The organism is Pseudomonas sp. BT76 TE3572 (assembly GCF_050435365.1).
Taxonomy (GTDB): Bacteria; Pseudomonadota; Gammaproteobacteria; order Pseudomonadales; family Pseudomonadaceae; genus Aquipseudomonas; species Aquipseudomonas fluorescens_W.
In genome coordinates this window covers 4,595,841-4,616,230 of record NZ_JBNDKE010000001.1, presented here as the reverse complement: position 1 = coordinate 4,616,230, position 20,390 = coordinate 4,595,841, and the positions used below count along the sequence as shown (strand labels likewise).

The 20,390-nt window shown below is 60.1% G+C and carries 17 protein-coding genes; 8 read left to right on the top strand and 9 right to left on the bottom strand.

What is annotated here, in order from left to right; genetic code table 11:
- Nucleotides 1–12 precede the first annotated feature (12 nt).
- The 4 genes from pstA to ABH912_RS20870 all read right to left on the bottom strand — a co-directional run bounded on the left by pstA (nucleotide 13) and on the right by ABH912_RS20870 (nucleotide 6,669).
- Nucleotides 13–1,683 carry a phosphate ABC transporter permease PstA gene (pstA, locus tag ABH912_RS20885; protein WP_429511544.1) on the bottom strand — a complete coding sequence of 557 codons (1,671 nt, stop codon included), beginning with the start codon at nucleotides 1,681–1,683 and terminating at the stop codon, nucleotides 13–15.
- Nucleotides 1,684–1,698: 15 nt separating this feature from the next.
- Nucleotides 1,699–3,981: an ABC transporter permease subunit gene (locus ABH912_RS20880; RefSeq protein ID WP_033059281.1), complete on the bottom strand. Its 2,283-nt coding sequence runs from the start codon at nucleotides 3,979–3,981 to the stop codon at nucleotides 1,699–1,701.
- Nucleotides 3,982–4,140: 159 nt separating this feature from the next.
- On the bottom strand, nucleotides 4,141–5,142 hold the full coding sequence (locus tag ABH912_RS20875; RefSeq protein ID WP_033059279.1) for a phosphate ABC transporter substrate-binding protein PstS family protein: 1,002 nt from the start codon (nucleotides 5,140–5,142) through the stop codon (nucleotides 4,141–4,143).
- Between the two features lie 228 nt (nucleotides 5,143–5,370).
- A complete protein-coding gene (locus tag ABH912_RS20870) occupies nucleotides 5,371–6,669 on the bottom strand; it encodes an MFS transporter (RefSeq protein WP_429511543.1) in 1,299 nt (432 codons plus the stop codon).
- 364 nt (nucleotides 6,670–7,033) lie between these two features.
- Here ABH912_RS20870 and ABH912_RS20865 point away from each other — a divergent pair, with 364 nt between their 5' ends.
- Nucleotides 7,034–7,438: an acyl-CoA thioesterase gene (locus ABH912_RS20865; protein ID WP_003177184.1), complete on the top strand. Its 405-nt coding sequence runs from the start codon at nucleotides 7,034–7,036 to the stop codon at nucleotides 7,436–7,438.
- 57 nt (nucleotides 7,439–7,495) lie between these two features.
- Complete coding sequence (locus tag ABH912_RS20860) at nucleotides 7,496–8,395, top strand: D-hexose-6-phosphate mutarotase (protein ID WP_429511542.1); 900 nt, start codon at nucleotides 7,496–7,498, stop codon at nucleotides 8,393–8,395.
- Nucleotides 8,396–8,476: 81 nt separating this feature from the next.
- Here the strand turns inward: ABH912_RS20860 and ABH912_RS20855 are convergent, their stop codons facing one another.
- From ABH912_RS20855 to ABH912_RS20835, 5 genes are all read right to left on the bottom strand, one after another.
- Nucleotides 8,477–9,013 (bottom strand): DUF3299 domain-containing protein, encoded by a 537-nt coding sequence (locus ABH912_RS20855; RefSeq protein ID WP_033059274.1) that lies wholly within the window; start codon nucleotides 9,011–9,013, stop codon nucleotides 8,477–8,479.
- An 89-nt stretch (nucleotides 9,014–9,102) separates the two neighbouring features.
- Complete coding sequence (locus ABH912_RS20850) at nucleotides 9,103–9,348, bottom strand: GlsB/YeaQ/YmgE family stress response membrane protein (protein ID WP_033059272.1); 246 nt, start codon at nucleotides 9,346–9,348, stop codon at nucleotides 9,103–9,105.
- Nucleotides 9,349–9,455: 107 nt separating this feature from the next.
- Nucleotides 9,456–10,538 (bottom strand): 5-(carboxyamino)imidazole ribonucleotide synthase, encoded by a 1,083-nt coding sequence (locus ABH912_RS20845; RefSeq protein WP_033059270.1) that lies wholly within the window; start codon nucleotides 10,536–10,538, stop codon nucleotides 9,456–9,458.
- A gap of 11 nt (nucleotides 10,539–10,549) precedes the next feature.
- Complete coding sequence (gene purE, locus ABH912_RS20840) at nucleotides 10,550–11,041, bottom strand: 5-(carboxyamino)imidazole ribonucleotide mutase (RefSeq protein WP_008150032.1); 492 nt, start codon at nucleotides 11,039–11,041, stop codon at nucleotides 10,550–10,552.
- A 332-nt stretch (nucleotides 11,042–11,373) separates the two neighbouring features.
- Entirely contained in the window at nucleotides 11,374–12,291 is a 918-nt protein-coding gene (locus tag ABH912_RS20835; RefSeq protein ID WP_046053897.1) for a LysR substrate-binding domain-containing protein, read from the bottom strand.
- 180 nt (nucleotides 12,292–12,471) lie between these two features.
- Between ABH912_RS20835 and aspA the strand changes: the two genes are divergently transcribed.
- The 6 genes from aspA (at nucleotide 12,472) to ABH912_RS20805 (ending at nucleotide 20,384) form a co-directional block, all read left to right on the top strand.
- Nucleotides 12,472–13,896, top strand: a complete 1,425-nt coding sequence (gene aspA, locus ABH912_RS20830) for an aspartate ammonia-lyase (protein ID WP_033059267.1) — start codon at nucleotides 12,472–12,474, stop codon at nucleotides 13,894–13,896.
- Between the two features lie 503 nt (nucleotides 13,897–14,399).
- Nucleotides 14,400–15,851: an alanine/glycine:cation symporter family protein gene (locus ABH912_RS20825; protein ID WP_429511541.1), complete on the top strand. Its 1,452-nt coding sequence runs from the start codon at nucleotides 14,400–14,402 to the stop codon at nucleotides 15,849–15,851.
- A 141-nt stretch (nucleotides 15,852–15,992) separates the two neighbouring features.
- The gene (locus ABH912_RS20820; RefSeq protein WP_429511540.1) at nucleotides 15,993–16,997 is read left to right on the top strand and encodes an asparaginase; all 1,005 of its coding nucleotides are present in this window, start codon (nucleotides 15,993–15,995) and stop codon (nucleotides 16,995–16,997) included.
- Nucleotides 16,998–17,095: 98 nt separating this feature from the next.
- A complete protein-coding gene (locus ABH912_RS20815) occupies nucleotides 17,096–18,088 on the top strand; it encodes an AraC family transcriptional regulator (protein ID WP_429511539.1) in 993 nt (330 codons plus the stop codon).
- Nucleotides 18,089–18,223: 135 nt separating this feature from the next.
- Nucleotides 18,224–19,255, top strand: a complete 1,032-nt coding sequence (locus ABH912_RS20810) for a histone deacetylase family protein (RefSeq protein ID WP_033059261.1) — start codon at nucleotides 18,224–18,226, stop codon at nucleotides 19,253–19,255.
- 13 nt (nucleotides 19,256–19,268) lie between these two features.
- Nucleotides 19,269–20,384, top strand: coding sequence for a polyamine ABC transporter substrate-binding protein (locus ABH912_RS20805; protein WP_429511538.1), 1,116 nt, complete (start codon nucleotides 19,269–19,271; stop codon nucleotides 20,382–20,384).
- Nucleotides 20,385–20,390: the final 6 nt, after the last annotated feature.

Sequence of the window (20,390 nt, the reverse complement as noted above, 5' to 3'; positions counted from 1 at the left end):
ACAGGACTTGTATTAGCTGTCGAGCGCTTTGTACTTCTCGCGCAGGTGGTTACGGATATAGACGGCCGACAGGTTGAGCGTGGCGATCACCAGCACCAGCAGCAGCGCCGTGGCGTACACCAGCGGCCGCGCGGCCTCTACGTTCGGGCTCTGGAAGCCGACGTCATAGATGTGGAAGCCCAAGTGCATGATCTTCTGGTCGAGGTGCAAGTACGGGTAGTTGCCATCCACCGGCAGCGACGGCGCCAGTTTCACCACACCCACCAGCATCAGCGGCGCCACTTCACCGGCGGCGCGAGCCACGGCGAGGATCATGCCGGTCATCATCGCCGGGCTGGCCATCGGCAGTACGATCTTCCACAAGGTTTCAGCCTTGGTTGCGCCGAGGGCCAACGAGCCTTCGCGCACGGTGCGAGGAATCCGCGCCAGGCCTTCTTCGGTGGCCACGATCACCACCGGCACCGCCAGCAGCGCCAGGGTCAGGGACGCCCAGAGCAGACCCGGTGTGCCGAAGGTCGGCGCCGGCAAGGCTTCAGGGAAGAACAACCGGTCGACCGAACCGCCCAGTACATAGACGAAGAAGCCCAGACCGAACACGCCGTAAACGATCGCCGGAACACCCGCCAGGTTGTTCACCGCGATGCGGATCAAGCGCGTCATGGTGTTCTGTTTCGCATATTCACGCAGGTAAACCGCTGCCAGTACGCCGAACGGGGTCACGATCATCGCCATGATCAACGTCATCATCACGGTGCCGAAAATCGCCGGGAAGATCCCGCCTTCGGTGTTCGCTTCACGCGGGTCGTCGCTCAAGAACTCCCAGACCTTGCTGAAGTAGAAACCAATCTTGGTGAAGGTGCTCATGCCGTTCGGCTGATAGGCGTGAACCACTTTGCCAATGCCGATTTCGATCTCTTTGCCGTTCGCGTCGCGGGCCGTCAGGCTGTCGCGGTTGAACTGGGCGTGCAGGTCGTTGAGGCGGGCTTCGATGTCCTGATAACGCGCGTTCAGCTCGGCGCGCTCAGACTCCATGTCGGCTTGCGCAGTGGCATCGAGCTGGCCGGACAGTTCCAGTTTGCGACCATGCAGACGGACGCGCTCCAGACCGGCGTTGATCGAGCCGATGTCGGTTTTTTCCAGGCTCTTGAGCTGCGCCGCGAGCTGGTTGACGCGGGCCACTCGGGCCTGCAACTCAGGCCATGCGGCTTCGCCTTCAGCGATGATCTTGCCGTCCTGTTTGACGTTGACCAGATAGCCGTAGAAGTTGCCCCACTCACGACGCTCGATGGCCATCAACTCAGGCGGGGTCTTCTGGTTAGTCAGCCACTCGCCGACGATCCAGGTGAAGTCGTTGCCGTTCAGGTCACGGTTGCCGACCTTGATCAGCTCGCGAGTCATAAACTCCGGCCCCTGATCGGGCACCGGCAGGCCAGCGCTTTTCAGACGCTCGCGTGGCACTTCTTCTTTCTGCACCACTTCGCCGATGACGAGGTGGTTGGCCTGGCCCGGCACGTCGTAGCTGGCGTGGATCAGGTCTGCCGGCCAGAAGTGACCCAGGCCGCGCACGGCAATCACTGCCAGCAGGCCAATAGTCATGATGACCGCGATGGACACCGCGCCACCGCTGATCCAGACGCCGGGGGCGCCGCTCTTGAACCATCCTTTCAGGGAGTTCTGTTTCACAGACTTCTACCTTTCTTAAAGCGACGAGTATTTCTTGCGCAGACGCTGACGAATCAGTTCCGCGAGGGTGTTCATGACGAAGGTGAACAGCAACAGCACCAGCGCCGAGAGGAACAGCACGCGGTAGTGGCTGCCGCCGACTTCCGATTCGGGCATTTCCACCGCAACGTTGGCCGCCAGGGTGCGCAGGCCTTCGAACAGGTTCATTTCCATGACCGGGGTGTTACCGGTGGCCATCAGCACGATCATCGTTTCACCGACCGCACGGCCCATGCCGATCATCAGTGCCGAGAAGATGCCCGGGCTGGCGGTGAGGATCACCACCCGCGTCATGGTCTGCCACGGCGTGGCACCGAGGGCCAGGGAACCGAGGGTCAAACCGCGAGGCACGCTGAACACGGCGTCTTCGGCGATGGAGTAGATGTTCGGGATCACCGCAAAGCCCATGGCCAGACCGACCACCAGTGCGTTGCGCTGGTCGTAGGTGATGCCCAGGTCGTGGGAGATCCACATGCGCATGTCGCCGCCGAAGAACCAGGTTTCCATGTACGGGCTCATGTACAGCGAGAGCCAGCCCACAAACAGGATCACCGGAATCAGGATCGCGCTTTCCCAACCGTCCGGCACTTTCAGGCGGATGGACTCAGGCAGGCGACTGAAGACGAAACCGGCCACCAGAATGCCGATCGGCAAGAGCATCAGCAGGCTGAAGATGCCCGGCAAATGTCCTTCCACATACGGTGCGAGGAATAGGCCGGCGAAGAAGCCGAGAATTACCGTCGGCATCGCTTCCATCAGTTCGATCACCGGTTTGACCTTGCGGCGCATGCCCGGGGCCATGAAGTACGCGGTGTAGATTGCTGCGGCGACGGCCAGTGGAGCGGCCAGCAGCATGGCGTAGAACGCGGCTTTCAAGGTACCGAAGGTCAGCGGAGACAAGCTCAGCTTGGGTTCGAAGTCGGTGTTGGCGGCAGTCGATTGCCAGACGTATTTAGGCTCGTCGTAGTTTTCGTACCAGACCTTGCTCCACAACGCGCTCCAGGAAACCTCTGGGTGCGGGTTGTCGAGCAGCAGCGGTTGAATCTTGCCACCCGCCTCCACGATCACGCGGTTGGCCCGTGGCGACATGCCAAAGATGCCTTGGCCATCGACCACCTGATCCACCAGTAAGGTGCGGTGGGCGGTGCTGTGGAACACGCCGAGCTTGCCGGACGCATCGAGGGCGATGAAGCCTTTGCGACGTTCTTCAGCGGTGATTTCAACGATCGGCGCAGTACCCATCTGGAAGTTACGAATCTGCTTCAGACGCAGTTCGCCATCGTGGTCGCGGGCCATGAACCACTGGGCCAGACCACCCTTGGAATCACCGAGGATCAGCGAGATACCGCCCACCAGTTGAGTACTGGCGGTGATTTGCGCTTCGCCGTCATCCAGCAGTTTGTAACGACCGTTGAGGCTCTTGTCACGCAGGCTGAACACGTCGGCCTGGGCGCGACCGTTAATCACGTACAGCCATTGCTGACGCGGGTCGACAAAGATGTTTTTCACCGGCTCGGTCATCTGCGGCAGATCGATGCGCTTCTGCTCGTTGGTGATTTCGCCGGTCATCATGTTTTCTTCGCTGGTCAGCGACAAAACATTGAGTTGCGCACCGGTGGAACCCACCAGCATCAGAGTGGTGTCGGTAGCGTTCAGGCTGATGTGTTCCAGCGCACCGCCCGCTTCGTTCAACGCAATCGGCGTTTCGCCGTATGGGTATTCGATGGCCGGCGAGATGGTCTTCTTGCCTTCCGGGTAGCTGACTTTATAAGTGTGACGGAACACCAGGGCCTGGCCGTTGGACAAGCCCACCGCCACCAATGGATGGCCTGGCTGGTCTTCGCCGATGGAGGTCACGGTAGTGCCGGCCGGAATCGACAGATCGACACGCTTGAGTTCAGCGCCGCTGTCGATATCGAAGAACAGGGCCTGGCCCTTGTCGGAAACCCGCATGGCGACCTGGTTCTGTTCTTCCAGGGAGATCATCAACGGCTTGCCGGCGTCTTGCATCCAGGCGGGCGTGATGGCGTCCTTGGCGGTCAGGTCGGCGCCCTGAAACAGGGGTGCGACAACGTAAGCAAGGAAGAAAAAGATCAGCGTGATCGCGCCGAGAACGGCGAGGCCGCCCACGAGGACGTACCAGCGGGTCAGGCGATCTTTGAGCGCGCGGATGCGGCGCTTGCGTTGCAGCTCAGGCGTATTGAAGTCAATTCGCTTGGGGGGATTTGTAGTCATGGTGGAATTGGCCAGATCATTCATTCGCACACCCTAGCGATCCTGTATGACAGAAAGATGACAATGCAGTGACGCAACAAATCCGCCGCCTGTGGGAACTGGCAGCGGACTGAAAATTTGGGGGTGTAGAAGCGGGCGGACCCGCTCCTACAGGAGCCCGAGGATTACCCCGGACTCAAGGTTTTACTTTTTTGCGACTTCAGCGCCACCTTCCTGCAGACCCAGGTCAGCCAGTGCTTTTGCAGCAACTTTGGCCGGCAGTGGGATGTAACCGTCTTTCACCACAACTTCCTGGCCCTGTTTGGACAGAACCAGTTTCACGAACTCAGCTTCCAGCGGAGCCAGAGGCTTGTTCGGGGCTTTGTTGACGTAAACGTAGAGGAAACGCGACAGCGGGTACTTGCCGTTCAGGGCGTTTTCTTCGGTGTCTTCGATGAATTCAGTGGTGCCTTTCTTGGCCAGGGCCACAGTCTTCACGCTAGCGGTTTTGTAGCCGATGCCCGAGTAACCAACGCCGTTCAGCGAGGAGCTGATCGACTGCACGACCGAAGCCGAGCCTGGTTGTTCGTTGACGTTTGGCTTGTAGTCGCCTTTGCACAGGGCTTCTTCTTTGAAGTAGCCGTAGGTGCCGGATACCGAGTTACGACCGAACAGCTGAACCGGCTTGTTGGCCAGGTCACCGGTCACGCCCAGGTCGCCCCAGGTTTTCACGTCGGTTTTAGCGCCGCACAGACGAGTGGACGAGAAGATCGCGTCGACTTGTTCCATGGTCAGGTGCTGGATCGGGTTGTCTTTGTGGACGAAGACAGCCAAGGCATCCACGGCAACCGGGATAGCGGTTGGCTTGTAGCCGTATTTGGTTTCGAAGGCTTGCAGCTCGGTGTCCTTCATCTTGCGGCTCATCGGGCCCAGGTTAGCGGTGCCTTCGGTGAGCGCAGGTGGCGCGGTAGACGAACCGGCAGCCTGAATCTGGATGTTTACGTTCGGGTATTCTTTTTTGTAGTTCTCAGCCCACAGGGTCATGAGGTTGGCCAGGGTATCGGAGCCGACGCTGGACAGGTTGCCCGACACACCAGTGATCTTGGTGTAGCTCGGGATAGCAGGGTCAACAGCGGCAACCGCGTTGGCAGTCGCAACGCCAGCAGCGACAAAAGTCATTGCCGCCATCAAACGCTTCAGTTTCATGCCTTACTCCTAGCAGATAGGTGTGTTAAGTCGGGGCCAAGTATCAGCAGGCCGTGTGAACACTCTATGGCTGAAATATGACAATTAGATGAAAGGCCAGCATTCGATCTTTTGCAGGATAATTCGCGTCATCGTTCTTCGCGGGCAAGTCGGATCGCCGCACCGCTCGCTCCTACGGATCACACCGACCTGTAGGAGCGAGGCTTGCCCGCGAAGGCGTCAGTCGGCCTAGCGGCCTTTCTTCCAAAGGTACGCACCCACCAGAACCCCGACACCGCAAATGATCGCCACGTAGTAGGCAGGCCCCATCGGGCTTTCCTTGAGCAGCAAGGTGACAACCATCGGAGTCAGGCCGCCGAAGATGGCGTAAGCCAGGTTGTAGGAGAACGACAGCCCGCTGAAGCGCACCACCGCCGGGAAGGCTTTGACCATCACATACGGCACCGCACCGATGGTGCCGACCAGCAAGCCGGTCAAGGCGTACATCGGGAACAGCCAATCAGGGTGGTTGAACAGGCTGTGGTAGAAGGTCCACGAACTGATCAGCAACGCAGCACTGCCAAATACAAACACCCGGCCAGCGCCGAAGCGGTCAGCCAGTGCACCTGAGGCGACGCAGCCCAGGCTCAGAAACACGATCGCCAGGCTGTTGGCCTGCAACGCGGTGGTCGGCGTGAAGTGGTAGACGGTCTGCAGCACAGTCGGGGTCATGAGGATGATCACGATGATGCCGGCGGACAGCAGCCAGGTCAGCAGCATGGAAATCAGGATCGCCCCGCGATGGTCGCGCAACACGGCGCGCAGCGGCACTTCTTCTGCCAGGGCCTTGCGCAGTTGCAGCTCGGCGAACACCGGGGTCTCGTGCAACCAGCGGCGCAGGTAAACCGAGAACAGGCCAAACACACCACCCAGCAGGAACGGGATCCGCCAGGCGTAATCCGAAACTTCGACCGGGGTATAAATGCTGTTGATCGCGGTGGCGACCAGCGAGCCCAGCAGGATACCGGCCGTCAGGCCGCAGGTCAGGGTGCCGCAGGCGTAGCCGATGTGCCGCTGCGGCACGTGTTCGGAAACGAATACCCATGCGCCCGGCACTTCACCGCCAATCGCGGCGCCTTGAATCACCCGCATCAGCAGCAACAGGATGGGTGCCCACATGCCGATCTGCGCATAAGTCGGCAGCAAACCCATGATCAGGGTCGGCACCGCCATCATGAAAATGCTCAGGGTGAACATCTTCTTGCGTCCCAGCAAATCGCCGAAGTGCGCCATGACAATGCCGCCCAATGGTCGCGCCAGGTAGCCAGCGGCAAAGATCCCGAAGGTCTGCATCAAACGCAGCCACTCGGGCATGTCGGCCGGGAAGAACAGCTTGCCGACCACCGTGGCGAAGAACACGAAGATGATGAAATCGTAAAACTCCAGCGCGCCGCCCAAGGCAGACAGCGATAACGTCTTGTAGTCGTTGCGAGTCAGCGGACGTGCGGACTGGGTTGGCTGCGCGATGCTCGAAGGCGCTGTGGTCATGGCAAGGCTTCTCTTATAGTCGGATCTGCAACCCCAACAACGCTGGCTGAGGCTTGGGCAGGTCCGGCACGATAGCAAATTGTTCGAAAAAGCACATAGAGGTGCGTATTTGACGGTCGAAATGAGAACCGGACGGTCGTCTCGGAGTCTACCGATCGATATACTCGCAATCCTGCATCTGCTTGTAAGGGGTTGCTGTGCGAAAACGTCGTTGGCACCCGTCAGCCGATTTCGCAGAGTTTCCCTTTAGGCGCCTTACGAAAAACGTGACGAACGTAGTATGTTCGGGGCTGAATCGTTTTTCTTTGAGACGGCTATTCACCTGAAGTACTTATAAGAGTCACGGGTCAGAGGCACCCCCGGCATGATAGAGCTCGAACAAGAAGATCCAATCCCGCAAGGCGACCTTGCCCTGCAAATTACCGCTCTCCCTCGCGAAACCAACGGTTTTGGCGATATTTTCGGCGGTTGGCTGGTGTCGCAGATGGATTTGGCCGGCACCGCAATGGCCAGCAAAGTCGCGGGTGGCCGCGTGGCTACGGTTGCGATCGACCGCATGGCGTTTCTGGTTCCGGTAGCGGTGGGCGCTCAGCTCTCCTTCTATACTCAGGCGCTGGAAATCGGCCGCAGTTCGATTCAGATGATGGTCGAAGTCTGGAGTGACGATCCGCTGTCCAGTGAATGGCGTAAAGTGACTGAAGCCGTGTTTGTGTTCGTCGCCATCGACGGCAGCGGTCGCACCCGTTCGGTTCCGCCTAGAGCGCGTTAAACACTGCGACCTTTCTGTGGTCCATTGCAGTCATTGTTCCTGATCGAGAGTTGCCCCATGAGCACGCCCAACGTTGAAGCCGTGAAACTGGATGAACTGAACTGCTGGCGCATCCGCCACGGTCAGGCCGAACTGCTGGTTGCCCAGCAGGGTGCGCACATCCTCAGTTATCAAGTGGCCGGGCAACCGCCGCTGATCTGGCTCAACGACGAGGCCGTGTTCAAGGCTGGCAAGAGCATCCGCGCCGGGGTTCCGGTGTGCTGGCCGTGGTTCGGCAATCTGCCGCGCAACCCGCAGAGCGTTCAGGCTATGCGCGTCAGCAACGAAGCGCCCACCGCCCACGGGCTGGTCAGGGCGATGGACTGGGAACTGGGCGGCATTGAAACCGAGGGCGAAAGCCTGAAGGTGGAGTTTGTTCTGCCTTACCCCGAAGGCGGCTTGCCAGGCTGGCCGCATCAAGTGGATTTAAAGCTGAGCATTCGTCTGGATGAGCAACTGCATATCAGCCTGACCAGCCATAACCAGGGCGCTGACAACGTCACCATCAGCCAGGCGCTGCACAGCTATTTCGCGGTCAGCGATGTACGCGAAGTGCATGTCGAAGGGCTGGATGGTTTGAGTTACATCGAAACCCTGGACGACTGGAAAACCGTCACTCAGACCGGCGATCTGCGTTTTTCCGGCGAGACCGATCGTATCTATCTCAATACCCCGGCGAAGCTGAGCATTGTCGATCCGGCCTGGGAACGGCGCATCGAGCTGACCAGCAGCGGTTCACGCTCGGCGGTGATCTGGAATCCGTGGATTGAACGCGCTGCGGCGTTCAGTGACATGGCCGACGATGGCTGGCAGCGCATGTTGTGCATTGAAACGGCGAATGTGATGGATGATGTGGTGACGCTGGCGCCGGGTGCGAGTCATACCCTCGGCGTCAGCATCGCCAGCAAATCTCTTTAGAAGCTTCGCGGGCAAGCCTCGCTCCTACGAACACACGGACCTGTAGGAGCGAGGCTTGCCCGCGAATGGATCTATCAAACGCTACAAATCCGATTCCTTCACCACCCGCACCTTCGCCGCATCCAGCGCATACGCTGCATCAGCCAGGTCGTTGTTGACCTTCTCGACCTTCAGCGTGCCGGTCACCCACAGCGGTGTATAGATGTCATTCAGCTTCAAACCTTTCGGATAACGCACCAACACCAATTGATTAGGTGGCGGCGGCGGCACGTGGATGCAGGCGCCCGGATACGGCACGAGGAAGAACAGCGTGCTGCGGCCCTGGGCGTCGGATTCCAGCGGCACCGGATAACCACCGATGCGGATGTTCTTGTCGTTCATCGACGGCACGGTTTTGGTCGAATACATCACCGCCGGCAAGCCCTTGCTCTGCTTCATGCCACCCTTTTTGGTAAAGGTGCCATTGGCTTCGGGGGAGTTGTGGTCGATTTCAGGCATGGCCTCGAGGGCTTTCTGGTCCGACTTGGGCATCAGTTCGAGCCAGTCGGTTTCCGGCAGTTCGCCGGCATGGGCGAGGCCCGAGCCCAATAAAAGGAAAGTCAGTAAAAGACGGCGCATGGAGGTGCTCGGCAAAGGAGAGGACGGTGCAACGCCGGGCATTCTAGCCCGCTCTGCGTGCGGCGCAGAGGGGGCTTTGTCGCTTTGGATCAGTTCTTTTTGATCAAGCCGTAGATCACCAGCAAGATCACGGCGCCCACCAGCGCACCAAGGAAGCCTGCGCCTTGGCCGGCCTGATAGAAGCCCAGGGCCTGACCGCCATAAGTGGCCGCCAGCGAACCGCCGATACCGAGCAGGATGGTCATGATCCAGCCCATGCTGTCATCGCCCGGTTTCAGGAACCGAGCCAGCAGGCCGACGATCAAGCCGATAAAGATGGTTCCGATAATTCCCATGACATTTCCCTCTGATTGGTTTGGCTATGCAGAAGCCTAGTCAGACTTTTGCATCCTGCCATGAGAGAACGGCGGCCCCTGAATGGTTCCGCCGCTGTCACATGAAACTATTCGGCGATAAGCGCTTCGACCTTGAGGATCTGCTGCTCTAGCGTGGCCTTGTCGGCGCAGCGCAGGTTGGCGTGACCGACCTTACGGCCGACCTTGAACGCCTTGCCATAGTGATGCAGATGGCAATCAGCAATGGCCAGGACTTTCTCGGTCTCCGGCACTTTACCGATGAAGTTGAGCATCGCGCTCTCACCGACCTTGGCCGTCGAACCTAGCGGCAGACCGGCAACGGCCCGCAGGTGGTTTTCGAACTGGCTGCACTCGGCACCTTCAGTGGTCCAGTGACCCGAGTTATGCACACGCGGGGCGATCTCGTTGGCCTTGAGGCCACCGTCGACTTCAAAGAACTCGAACGCCATCACGCCGACATAATTCAGCTGCTTGAGCACACGGCTGGAATAGTCTTCCGCCAAGGCTTGCAGCGGGTGGTCGGTGCTGGCCACAGACAGTTTGAGGATGCCGCTGTCGTGGGTGTTGTGAACCAGCGGATAGAACCTGGTTTCGCCATCGCGAGCGCGCACGGCGATCAACGAGACTTCACCGGTGAACGGCACGAAGCCTTCCAGCAGGCACGCTACGCTGCCGAGTTCGGCGAACGTACCGACCACATCTTCAGGCTTGCGCAGGACTTTCTGGCCCTTGCCGTCGTAACCCAGGGTGCGGGTTTTCAGCACGGCCGGCAGACCGATGGAAGCCACGGCAGCGTCCAGATCGGCTTGCGATTGAATGTCGGCGAACGCCGGGGTGGGAATCCCCAGATCCTTGAACATGCTCTTCTCGAACCAGCGATCACGGGCGATGCGCAGGGCTTCGGCGCTCGGGTAGACCGGGACGAATTGCGACAGGAAGGCCACGGTTTCAGCCGGGACGCTTTCGAACTCGAACGTCACCAGATCGACTTCATCGGCCAGCTGACGCAGGTGATCCTGATCGCCGTAATCGGCCCGCAGGTGTTCGCCCAACGCGGCTGCGCAAGCATCCGGCGCGGGGTCCAGGAAAGCGAAGTTCATGCCCAGCGGAGTGCCCGCCAGCGCCAACATGCGACCCAACTGGCCGCCACCGATTACACCGATCTTCATCGTCAACAACCTCAGGCGATGCGTGGGTCTGGATTTTCCAGGACGCTGTCTGTCTGCTCAGCACGGAATTTTTTCAGCACCGCGTGGAACTGCGGGTGCTTGGCGCCGAGGATACTCGCCGAGAGCAGCGCTGCGTTGATCGCGCCGGCCTTGCCGATGGCCAGGGTGGCGACCGGAATGCCCGCGGGCATCTGCACGATAGACAGCAGCGAATCGACGCCCGAGAGCATCGACGACTGCACCGGCACGCCCAGTACAGGCAGGTGGGTCTTGGCCGCACACATGCCTGGCAAGTGGGCCGCGCCGCCGGCACCGGCGATAATCACCTCGATGCCACGCGCCTCAGCCTCTTCGGCGTACTGGAAGAGCAGGTCCGGGGTGCGGTGGGCAGAGACCACTTTTACCTCGTAAGGAATGCCGAGCTTTTCCAGCATATCGGCGGTGTGGCTAAGGGTGGACCAATCGGACTTGGAGCCCATGATCACGCCAACCAGTGCACTCATCGTCGTGCCTCTTCTCTCTGGGCGCCCGCAGGCGCGTCAAAAAACAACAAGCCACGCAAATTGCGTGGCTTGATTGTACGAATTATGGCCGGACGAACCGGCCGAAGGCCGCGCAGTATACCTCAATGAAGCAGATAAACAGCCCCCATAGCGACCATCTGTCATTAGACGCAAAGTGCCGGTTTTATTGACTCGAAGGTCAACGGAATACACCACAAATCCCCCTGTGGGAGCGGGCTTGCTCGCGAATGCGGTGTGTCAGCCAACATTGATGTCGACTGACACACCGCATTCGCGAGCAAGCCCGCTCTCACATTGGATATTCACAGGTATCAGGAACCGGTTGTACCTTGTGCGGCGCCGCCCTCAAGTTTGCGCCACAGCAACCGCACATTCGCCTTGCGCACCAGCGCGCAGCGGTACAGGCGAATCTCCAGCGGCACATGCCATTGCGGGCCGCCGCAAACCACCAGCTCACCTCGAGCCAGTTCGGCGCGCACGCTGAGCCGCGGTACCCAGGCAATGCCCAATCCTTCCAGCGCCATGCTTTTAAGGCTGTCGGCCATGGCCGTCTCGTAGATGGTGGTGAAGCGCAGCGCACGTTGGCGCAGCAGCATATTCACCGAACGCCCAAGAAACGCACCGGCGCTGTAAGCGAGCAACGGCACACTGCCTTCGCCTTCCAGATCGAACAGCGGCTTGCCCTCGGCGTCCGCCGCGCAGACCGGGAGCATTTCGGTGTCGCCAAGGTGCAACGACGGGAAGATTTCCGGGTCCATCTGCATCGCGGCATCCGGGTCGTAGAACGCGAGCATCAGATCGCAACCGCCTTCGCGCAAGGCATGCACCGCATCACCGACGTTGGTTGCCACCAGCCGCGTCGCGATGTTCAGGCCTTCGTTGCGCAACTGTGCGATCCAGCGCGGGAAAAAGCCCAATGCCAAGGAGTGAGCAGCGGCGACCTGCATCACCTCGCCCTGCCCGCCTTCCAGGTGATGAAGGTGACGCAACACTTCACCAAGCTGCTCGACCACCGTTCGCGCGGTGACCAGAAACAACTGCCCCGCCGCTGTCAGCTCGATCGGCGTGCGCGAGCGATTGACCAGGGTCAGCCCCAGCGCGGCTTCAAGGCTGCGGATTCGTCGACTGAACGCTGGCTGAGTCACGAAGCGTCGTTCGGCAGCCTGGGAGAAGCTGCGGGTGGCGGCCAGAGCACTAAAGTCCTCAAGCCATTTACTTTCAAGGTTCATCACGCCCTCCCGGACACGCACCAATTTAGGTCACACGCTCGCCGCAGACACGGCGTCACACGGGCATTATGCCGAATGTGCATAGGCTAGTGTTTAACAGCATTGGCCCAAAATTCTCCACAAGCCTAGCATTTGCAGTGTTCCGGCACAGCCCGGGTCCATATCGAGATGATTTCTATCATGTCTTCCGCTGCATCTTTCCGCACAGAAAAAGACCTGCTTGGCGTACTCGAAGTACCTGCTCAAGCGTATTACGGCATCCAGACCCTGCGAGCGGTGAACAACTTCCGTCTCTCCGGCGTTCCGATTTCGCATTACCCGAAGCTGGTTGTCGGGCTGGCCATGGTCAAACAGGCCGCCGCTGACGCCAACCGCGAACTGGGTCACCTGAGCGAAGCCAAGCACGCTGCCATCAGCGAAGCCTGTGCACGTTTGATCCGCGGCGATTTCCACGAAGAGTTCGTGGTGGACATGATTCAAGGCGGCGCTGGCACTTCAACCAACATGAATGCCAACGAAGTCATCGCCAACATCGCGCTGGAGGCCATGGGTCACCAGAAGGGCGAATACCAATACCTGCACCCGAACAACGACGTGAACATGGCGCAGTCGACCAACGACGCCTACCCGACCGCGATCCGTCTGGGTCTGCTGCTGGGTCACGACGCGCTATTGGCCAGCCTCGACAGCCTGATCCAGGCGTTCGCTGCCAAGGGTGTTGAGTTCAGCCACGTCCTGAAGATGGGCCGTACCCAGCTGCAAGACGCCGTGCCGATGACCCTGGGTCAAGAATTCCGCGCCTTCGCCACCACATTGAGCGAAGACCTGGCGCGCCTGAAAACACTGGCGCCTGAACTGCTGACCGAAGTGAACCTGGGTGGCACCGCGATCGGCACCGGCATCAACGCCGACCCGCGTTACCAGCACCTGGCCGTTGAGCGTCTGGCGCTGATCAGCGGTCAACCGCTGGTTCCGGCCGCCGACCTGATCGAAGCCACCTCCGACATGGGCGCCTTCGTGCTGTTCTCCGGCATGCTCAAGCGCACCGCGGTCAAGTTGTCGAAGATCTGCAACGACCTGCGCCTGCTGTCCAGCGGCCCACGCACCGGCATCAACGAAATCAACCTGCCGGCGCGTCAGCCAGGCAGCTCGATCATGCCCGGCAAGGTCAACCCGGTTATCCCGGAAGCGGTTAACCAGGTGGCGTTCCAGATCATCGGCAACGACCTGGCCCTGACCATCGCGGCCGAAGGCGGCCAGCTGCAACTGAACGTGATGGAGCCGCTGATCGCGTTCAAGATCTTCGACTCGATCCGCCTGCTGCAACGCGCCATGGACATGCTGCGCGAGCACTGCATCGTCGGCATCACCGCCAACGAAGAGCGTTGCCGTGAACTGGTCGAGCACTCGATCGGTCTGGTCACCGCGCTGAACCCGTACATCGGCTATGAAAACGCTACCCGCATCGCCCGTATCGCCCTCGAAAGCGGCCGCGGCGTGCTGGAACTGGTGCGCGAAGAAGGCTTGCTCGACGACGAAATGCTCGCCGACATCCTGCGCCCGGAAAACATGATTGCTCCGCGTCTGGTGCCGCTTAAAGCCTGAATCGACGCGTTACTTGTAGCACCGCTCACCAGGTCGAGGGACTAGACACCTCTCACCTTTTGAGGGCTTGGGGATTTATTCCCCAAGCCCTTTTTTTTAACTCTCGGACACCCCAACCGTCTTCTGTAGGAGTGAGCCCGCTCGCGATGAACGATTACGCGGTGTAACTGAAATACCGCAGTGTCTGCATCGCCGGCAAGCCGGTCTCACTCCTACAAAAGCCTGACTCCAAAAAGTCAGGTGTTTCAAAGCCTTAGAATCGTCGCTTGCACCACAACCGTGCAGACGGACGGCACACTCATAGGTATAGTGCCGCCCCTCTTCGCGTGAGCGGTCGTCGGTAACGAGGCCCAAACCCATGCGAAACCCGAACTAATAACAAACCCGCAATATGAAATCGGGACGAACCTTCGCCTCACCTGTTTTGCCGCGCGCAAAGCGGTGTAACGCGATGTTTCTGACCGCCCAGCATTTGCCTACACAAAAAACAGCGAGGAATATCCATGCTCGAAGTCATCAACGGCTTCCTCTCAGAGAAAGTACTGATCGTGCTCATTGTCGGGCTCGGTGGTTACTTCACGATCCGCTCGCGTTTCGTACAACTGCGTCACTTCTTCCACATGTTTGCGGTATTCCGCGACAGCCTCAAAAGCAGCGCCGGTCAACTCAGCTCGTTCCAGGCCCTGATGCTCAGCCTCGCCGGTCGCGTCGGTGCGGGTAACATTGCCGGTGTCGGCATCGCCGTCACCATGGGTGGCCCCGGCGCGGTGTTCTGGATGTGGGTGACCGCGCTGGTCGGCATGTCCAGCAGCTTCTTCGAGTGCTCCCTCGGCCAGCTCTACAAGCGCTGCGACTCCGACGGCACGTACCGTGGCGGCCCGTCCTATTACATCCAGCACGGCCTGCAGAAACGCTGGCTGGGCATGATCATGGCGTTCCTGCTGCTCGTGACCTTCGGCTTTGCCTTCAACGGCCTGCAATCCCACGCCGTGACCCACTCGCTGCAGAACGCATTTGAACTCAACCCCCAGTACACCGGCGCGGCCCTGGCAGTGTTGCTGGGCCTGGTGTTCATTGGTGGCATCAAGCGCATCGCCAAGGTCGCTGACCTGTTGGTACCGGTGAAGACCTTGGTGTACATCGGCGTGACCATTTACGTGATCGTGCTGCAAATCGACCACGTACCGGCGATGCTGATGACCATCGTCAAGAGCGCCTTCGGTCTGGACCAAGCGTTCGGCGGCTTGATCGGCAGCGCCATCATCATGGGCGTGAAGCGTGGCGTGTTCGCCAACGAAGCAGGCCTGGGCAGTGCGCCAAACGTGGCTGCGGTCGCGTCGGTCGAGCACCCTGTGGCACAAGGTGTGGTTCAGGCGTTCAGCGTGTTCCTCGACACCTTCGTGATCTGCACCTGCACCGCGCTGCTGATCCTGCTCTCGGGCTTCTACACCCCAGGCTTTGAAGGCGACGGCATTGCCCTGACCCAGAACTCCCTGGCCGCCGTGGTCGGTGACTGGGGCCGGAGTTTCATCTCCGTGGCCCTGTCGTTGTTCGTGTTCACCTCGATCCTCTACAACTACTACCTGGGCGAGAGCAACCTGCGCTTCCTGATCGGTGAAAACCGCTGGGCGCTGATCGGCTACCGCGCGCTGGTACTGGTGTTGATCTTCTGGGGTGCGATCGAGAACCTCGGTACGGTGTTCGCCTTCGCCGACATCACCATGACCCTGCTCGCGTTCGTGAACCTGATCGCGCTGTTCCTGCTGTTCAAAGTCGGCATGCGCATCCTGCGTGACTACGATGACCAGCGCGCGGCCGGCATCAAGACGCCCGTGTTCGATTCGAGCAAATTCCCGGACCTGGACCTGGACTTGAAAGCCTGGCCAGCCAATCCGCCGGCTGCTGCGCCCAAGGCCACAGTTGAGCCGCAAGGCGTACCCGCAGCGCAACGCTGATCGGTTAAAGTGCGAAATCCCATGTGGGAGCGGGCTTGCTCGCGAAAGCGGTGTGTCAGACGACATCAATGTTGAATGATAAATCGCATTCGCGAGCAAGCCCGCTCCCACAGGGGAACTCATTGTTCTCGGAGCATCTCCATGAATTCCTCGACCTACCCTGCCGCCCAGCACGTCATGGTGCTTTACACCGGTGGCACCATCGGTATGCAAGCCAGCGCCCACGGCCTGGCCCCGGCGTCCGGTTTCGAAGCACGGATGCGCGACTATCTGCACAGCCAGCCTGACCTTGTCGTGCCGCAGTGGCGCTTTCGCGAGATGTCGCCGCTGATCGACAGCGCCAACATGACCCCTGATTACTGGCAGCAACTGCGTGAAGCGGTGGTCGACGCCGTCGATGTCCAGGGCTGCGACAGCGTGCTGATCCTGCACGGCACCGACACCCTCGCCTACAGCGCTGCGGCCATGAGCTTTCAGCTGCTCGGCCTGCATGCCCGAGTGGTGTTCACCGGTTCCATGCTGCCGGCCGGCGTGGCCGACAGCGATGCCTGGGAAAATCTCAGTGGCGCGCTGGCTGCCCTGGGTCACGGCCTTGCGCCAGGTGTTCATCTGTACTTCCACGGCGAACTGCTGGACCCGACCCGTTGCGCGAAGGTGCGCAGTTTCGGTCGCCATCCGTTCAAGCGTCTTGAGCGTCAGGGTGGTGGTGCGAAGGCGTCTTCAATACCGGCATCGCTGACCTACAACCAGCCCAAGCAATTGGTGAAAGTCGCTGTGCTGCCGCTGTTCCCTGGCATCGGCGCCGAGATACTCGACGGCCTGCTCGACAGCGGCATTCAGGGCTTGGTGTTGGAGTGCTACGGCAGCGGCACCGGACCGAGCGACAATCCAGAGTTTCTCGCCAGCCTGGAACGGGCGCGGGACAAGGGTGTTGTGGTGGTCGCGGTTACGCAATGCCATGAAGGTGGCGTCGAGCTGGATGTTTACGAGGCTGGCAGTCGGTTGCGTGGTGCAGGCGTGCTTTCGGGTGGCGGCATGACCCGTGAAGCCGCGTTCGGCAAGTTGCACGGCTTGCTGGGTGCCGGGCTCGACACCGCTGAAGTGCGGCGCCTTGTAGAACTCGACCTGTGCGGCGAGCTCATCTGACACCACCCAAAACCCTATGGGAGCAAGCTCGCTCCCACAGGATCTTCATTGGGCATACAACTTGCTGTCCTCCAGCCATCCCAAGGCTGGAAAACCCCATGCTCCACTCCCACCTCACCACCCTCAACGCTGTCTCCCTGGTGCTCAACACCTTCAAGGCCGAGGGCTTGTCCAGCGAAGCGTTGCTGGCCGGCAGCGGCATCAGCGCGGCGGATCTGAGCCGGGCGGACACGCGCATCACCACTAATCAGGAGATGCAGGTCTGCGCCAACGCCGTCGCGCTCAAGCGTGACATCGGCCTGGAACTGGGCCGGCGAATGCATGTTTCGTCCTACGGCATGCTCGGGTACGCCTTACTCACCAGCGCCACTTTAGGTGACGCCTTGCGGCTGGCACTGCACTATCCGGCGCTATTAGGAACACTGTTCGAGTTGAGCCTGGAAGAAGATAACGAGCGCATCTGGCTCACCGCTGGCGACTATCGGGAAAACCCTGCGCTGGCGCCATTCAATGTCGAGTTTTGCCTGGTTTCGATGAAGGTCACTTGCGAAGACCTGCTCGGCCAACCGTTGCCGCTGCTTGGCGCCCGCTTCGAATACCCGGCACCGGACTATCAGGCACGCTACACCGAGCGTTTCGATTGCCCTTTGCAGTTCGACGCTGCGTCCAACGCCTTTGCCTTCGACAAAGCCTGGCTGGAACACCCCCTGCCTCTGGCCGATGCAATCACCCATCAAGCCATGGCCGAACGGTGCCGCAAACAGAACACCGAGTTCACGGGTCGCCAGGTGTGGCTGGGACGAATCCGCCAGCTACTCAGCGCGCAGTTGAATGCGGCGCCCGGCCTTGAAGGTTTGGCCGAACAGATGAATTGCTCGGCGCGCACCTTGCGTCGGCACCTGAAGGACCTGGGCTGCAGCTATCAAGAGTTGCTCGATGAACTGCGGTTCGAGCAGGCCAAACGCATGCTCTGCGAGGACGAACTGCCGATCTATCGGATTGCAGAAGCGCTGGGGTTCAGCGAGACCGCGAGTTTCCGTCATGCGTTTGTGCGCTGGAGTGGCGTGGCACCGAGTCAGTTCCGGCCCTGACCCTCGCTACAGAGGGGCGAATTCCGGTCAATTGTTTTGGCCATATCGATCCCCTTTTGGCCTTTCCTGCCGTTCTCTCAAACGTCGCGCGCCGCAAGACTGTGTTCAACCGAATCAGCCTGCGGAGAACAAGAAATGCTGACGATCTACTCGGACGATCACCACCTGCACCACGGCCGTTGTGAATTGATGGACGGGCAACTGATGCCCTGCTTCGAAATGCCTTCGCGGGCTGACCATGTTCTGCAGCGCGTGCAGTACCGCGACCTCGGCCCGGTGGAAGCGCCGCAAGATTTCGGCCTCGACCCGATCGCGCGCGTCCACAGCCGCGACTACCTCGACTTCTTCAAAGGTGCCTGGGCGCGCTGGACCGAATTCGGTACCGACGGCGACTTGCTGCCCTACACCTGGCCGGCCCGCACCCTGCGCCGGATCATTCCAACCAGCCTGCACGGCCAACTCGGCTATTACAGCTTCGACGGCGGCGCACCGATTACCGCCGGCACCTGGCAAGCAGCGTATAGCGCGGCGCAAGTCGCACTGACCGCCCAAGCCGTCATTCAACGCGGCGCCCGCAGTGCCTTCGCCTTGTGCCGGCCACCGGGACACCACGCCGCCAGCGATTTGATGGGCGGTTATTGCTACCTCAACAACGCCGCCATCGCTGCGCAAGCGTTCCTCGATCAGGGCCATAAAAAGGTCGCGATCCTCGACGTCGACTACCACCACGGCAACGGCACCCAATCGATTTTCTACGAGCGCAGCGACGTGCTGTTCACCTCGATCCACGGGCATCCGGAAGCCGAGTTCCCGTTCTTCCTCGGCTATGAAGATGAGCTGGGTGAAGGGGCCGGCGAAGGCTTCAACTTCAACTACCCTTTGCCGGCTGGCAGCGGCTGGGACAGTTGGAGTGCCGCGCTGGAACAAGCCTGCAAAGAAATCGAAAAGTATGGTGCCGATATCGTCGTCGTCTCCCTGGGCGTCGATACGTTCAAGGACGATCCCATCTCCCAGTTCAAGCTCGACAGCCCGGATTACCTGGCCATGGGCGCACGCATCGCCGGCCTCGGCAAGCCGACGCTGTTCGTGATGGAAGGTGGCTACGCGGTAGAAGAAATCGGCATCAATGCCGTGAACGTTCTCGAAGGTTTTGAAAGCGCCCAATGAGGAAATTAGAACAATGAAAAGTCCCAAGCGTTTTATCGCGCCCGCACTCTTCCCCACAGTGCTGTGCGCCACAGTGCTCAGTGGCGCCGTTCATGCTGAAGAGCGAACGTTGCGCGTCTACAACTGGTTCGACTACATCACCCCCAAAGCGCTGGAAGACTTCAAGACCCAGAACACCCAGACCAAACTGGTCTACGACATCTTCGACACCAACGAAGCGCTGGAGGCCAAGTTGCTGACCGGTAACTCCGGTTACGACGTGGTCGTGCCGTCCAACGTGTTCCTGGCCAAGCAGATCGAGGCCGGTGTGTTCCAGCCTCTGGACCGCAGCAAACTGCCGAACTGGAACCACCTCGATCCCAAGCTGATGAAGCTGATCGAAGCCAACGACCCGGGCAACAAATTTGCCGTGCCGTACATGTACGGAACCATCCTGATCGGCTTCAACCCGGACAAGATCAAGGCGGCACTGGGTGACAACGCACCGGTGGACAGCTGGGACCTGATTTTCAAGGAAGAGAACATCAGCAAGCTCAAGCAGTGCGGCGTCGCCCTGCTCGACTCGCCGTCGGAGATCCTGCCACTGGCCCTGCAACACCTGGGTCTGGACCCCAACAGCAAGAAGCCGGCGGACTACGAAAAGGCTGAAGCGCTGTTGATGAAAATCCGTCCGTACGTCACCTACTTCCATTCTTCGAAGTACATGGCCGACATCGCCAACGGTGACATCTGCGTTGCGGTCGGTTACTCCGGCAGCTTCTCCCAGGCAGCGAACCGCGCCAAGGAAGCCAAGAACGGCGTGATCGTCGACATGCGCCTGCCGAAAGAAGGCGCGCCGATCTGGTTCGACATGCTTTCGATCCCGAAAGGTGCGAAGAACCCGGAAGACGCCTACACGTTCATCAACTACTTGTTGCAGCCGCAGGTGATCGCCCCGGTCAGCGACTTCGTCGGCTACCCGAACCCGAACAAGGACGCCACCGAAATGGTCGACCCGGCGATCCGCAACAACCCGAACCTTTACCCGACCGAAACGGCGATGAGCACGCTTTACACCCTGCAACCGTTGCCCCGTGACGCCGAACGGGCACGCACCCGGGCCTGGACCAAGATCAAGTCCGGGACCTGAAACCTG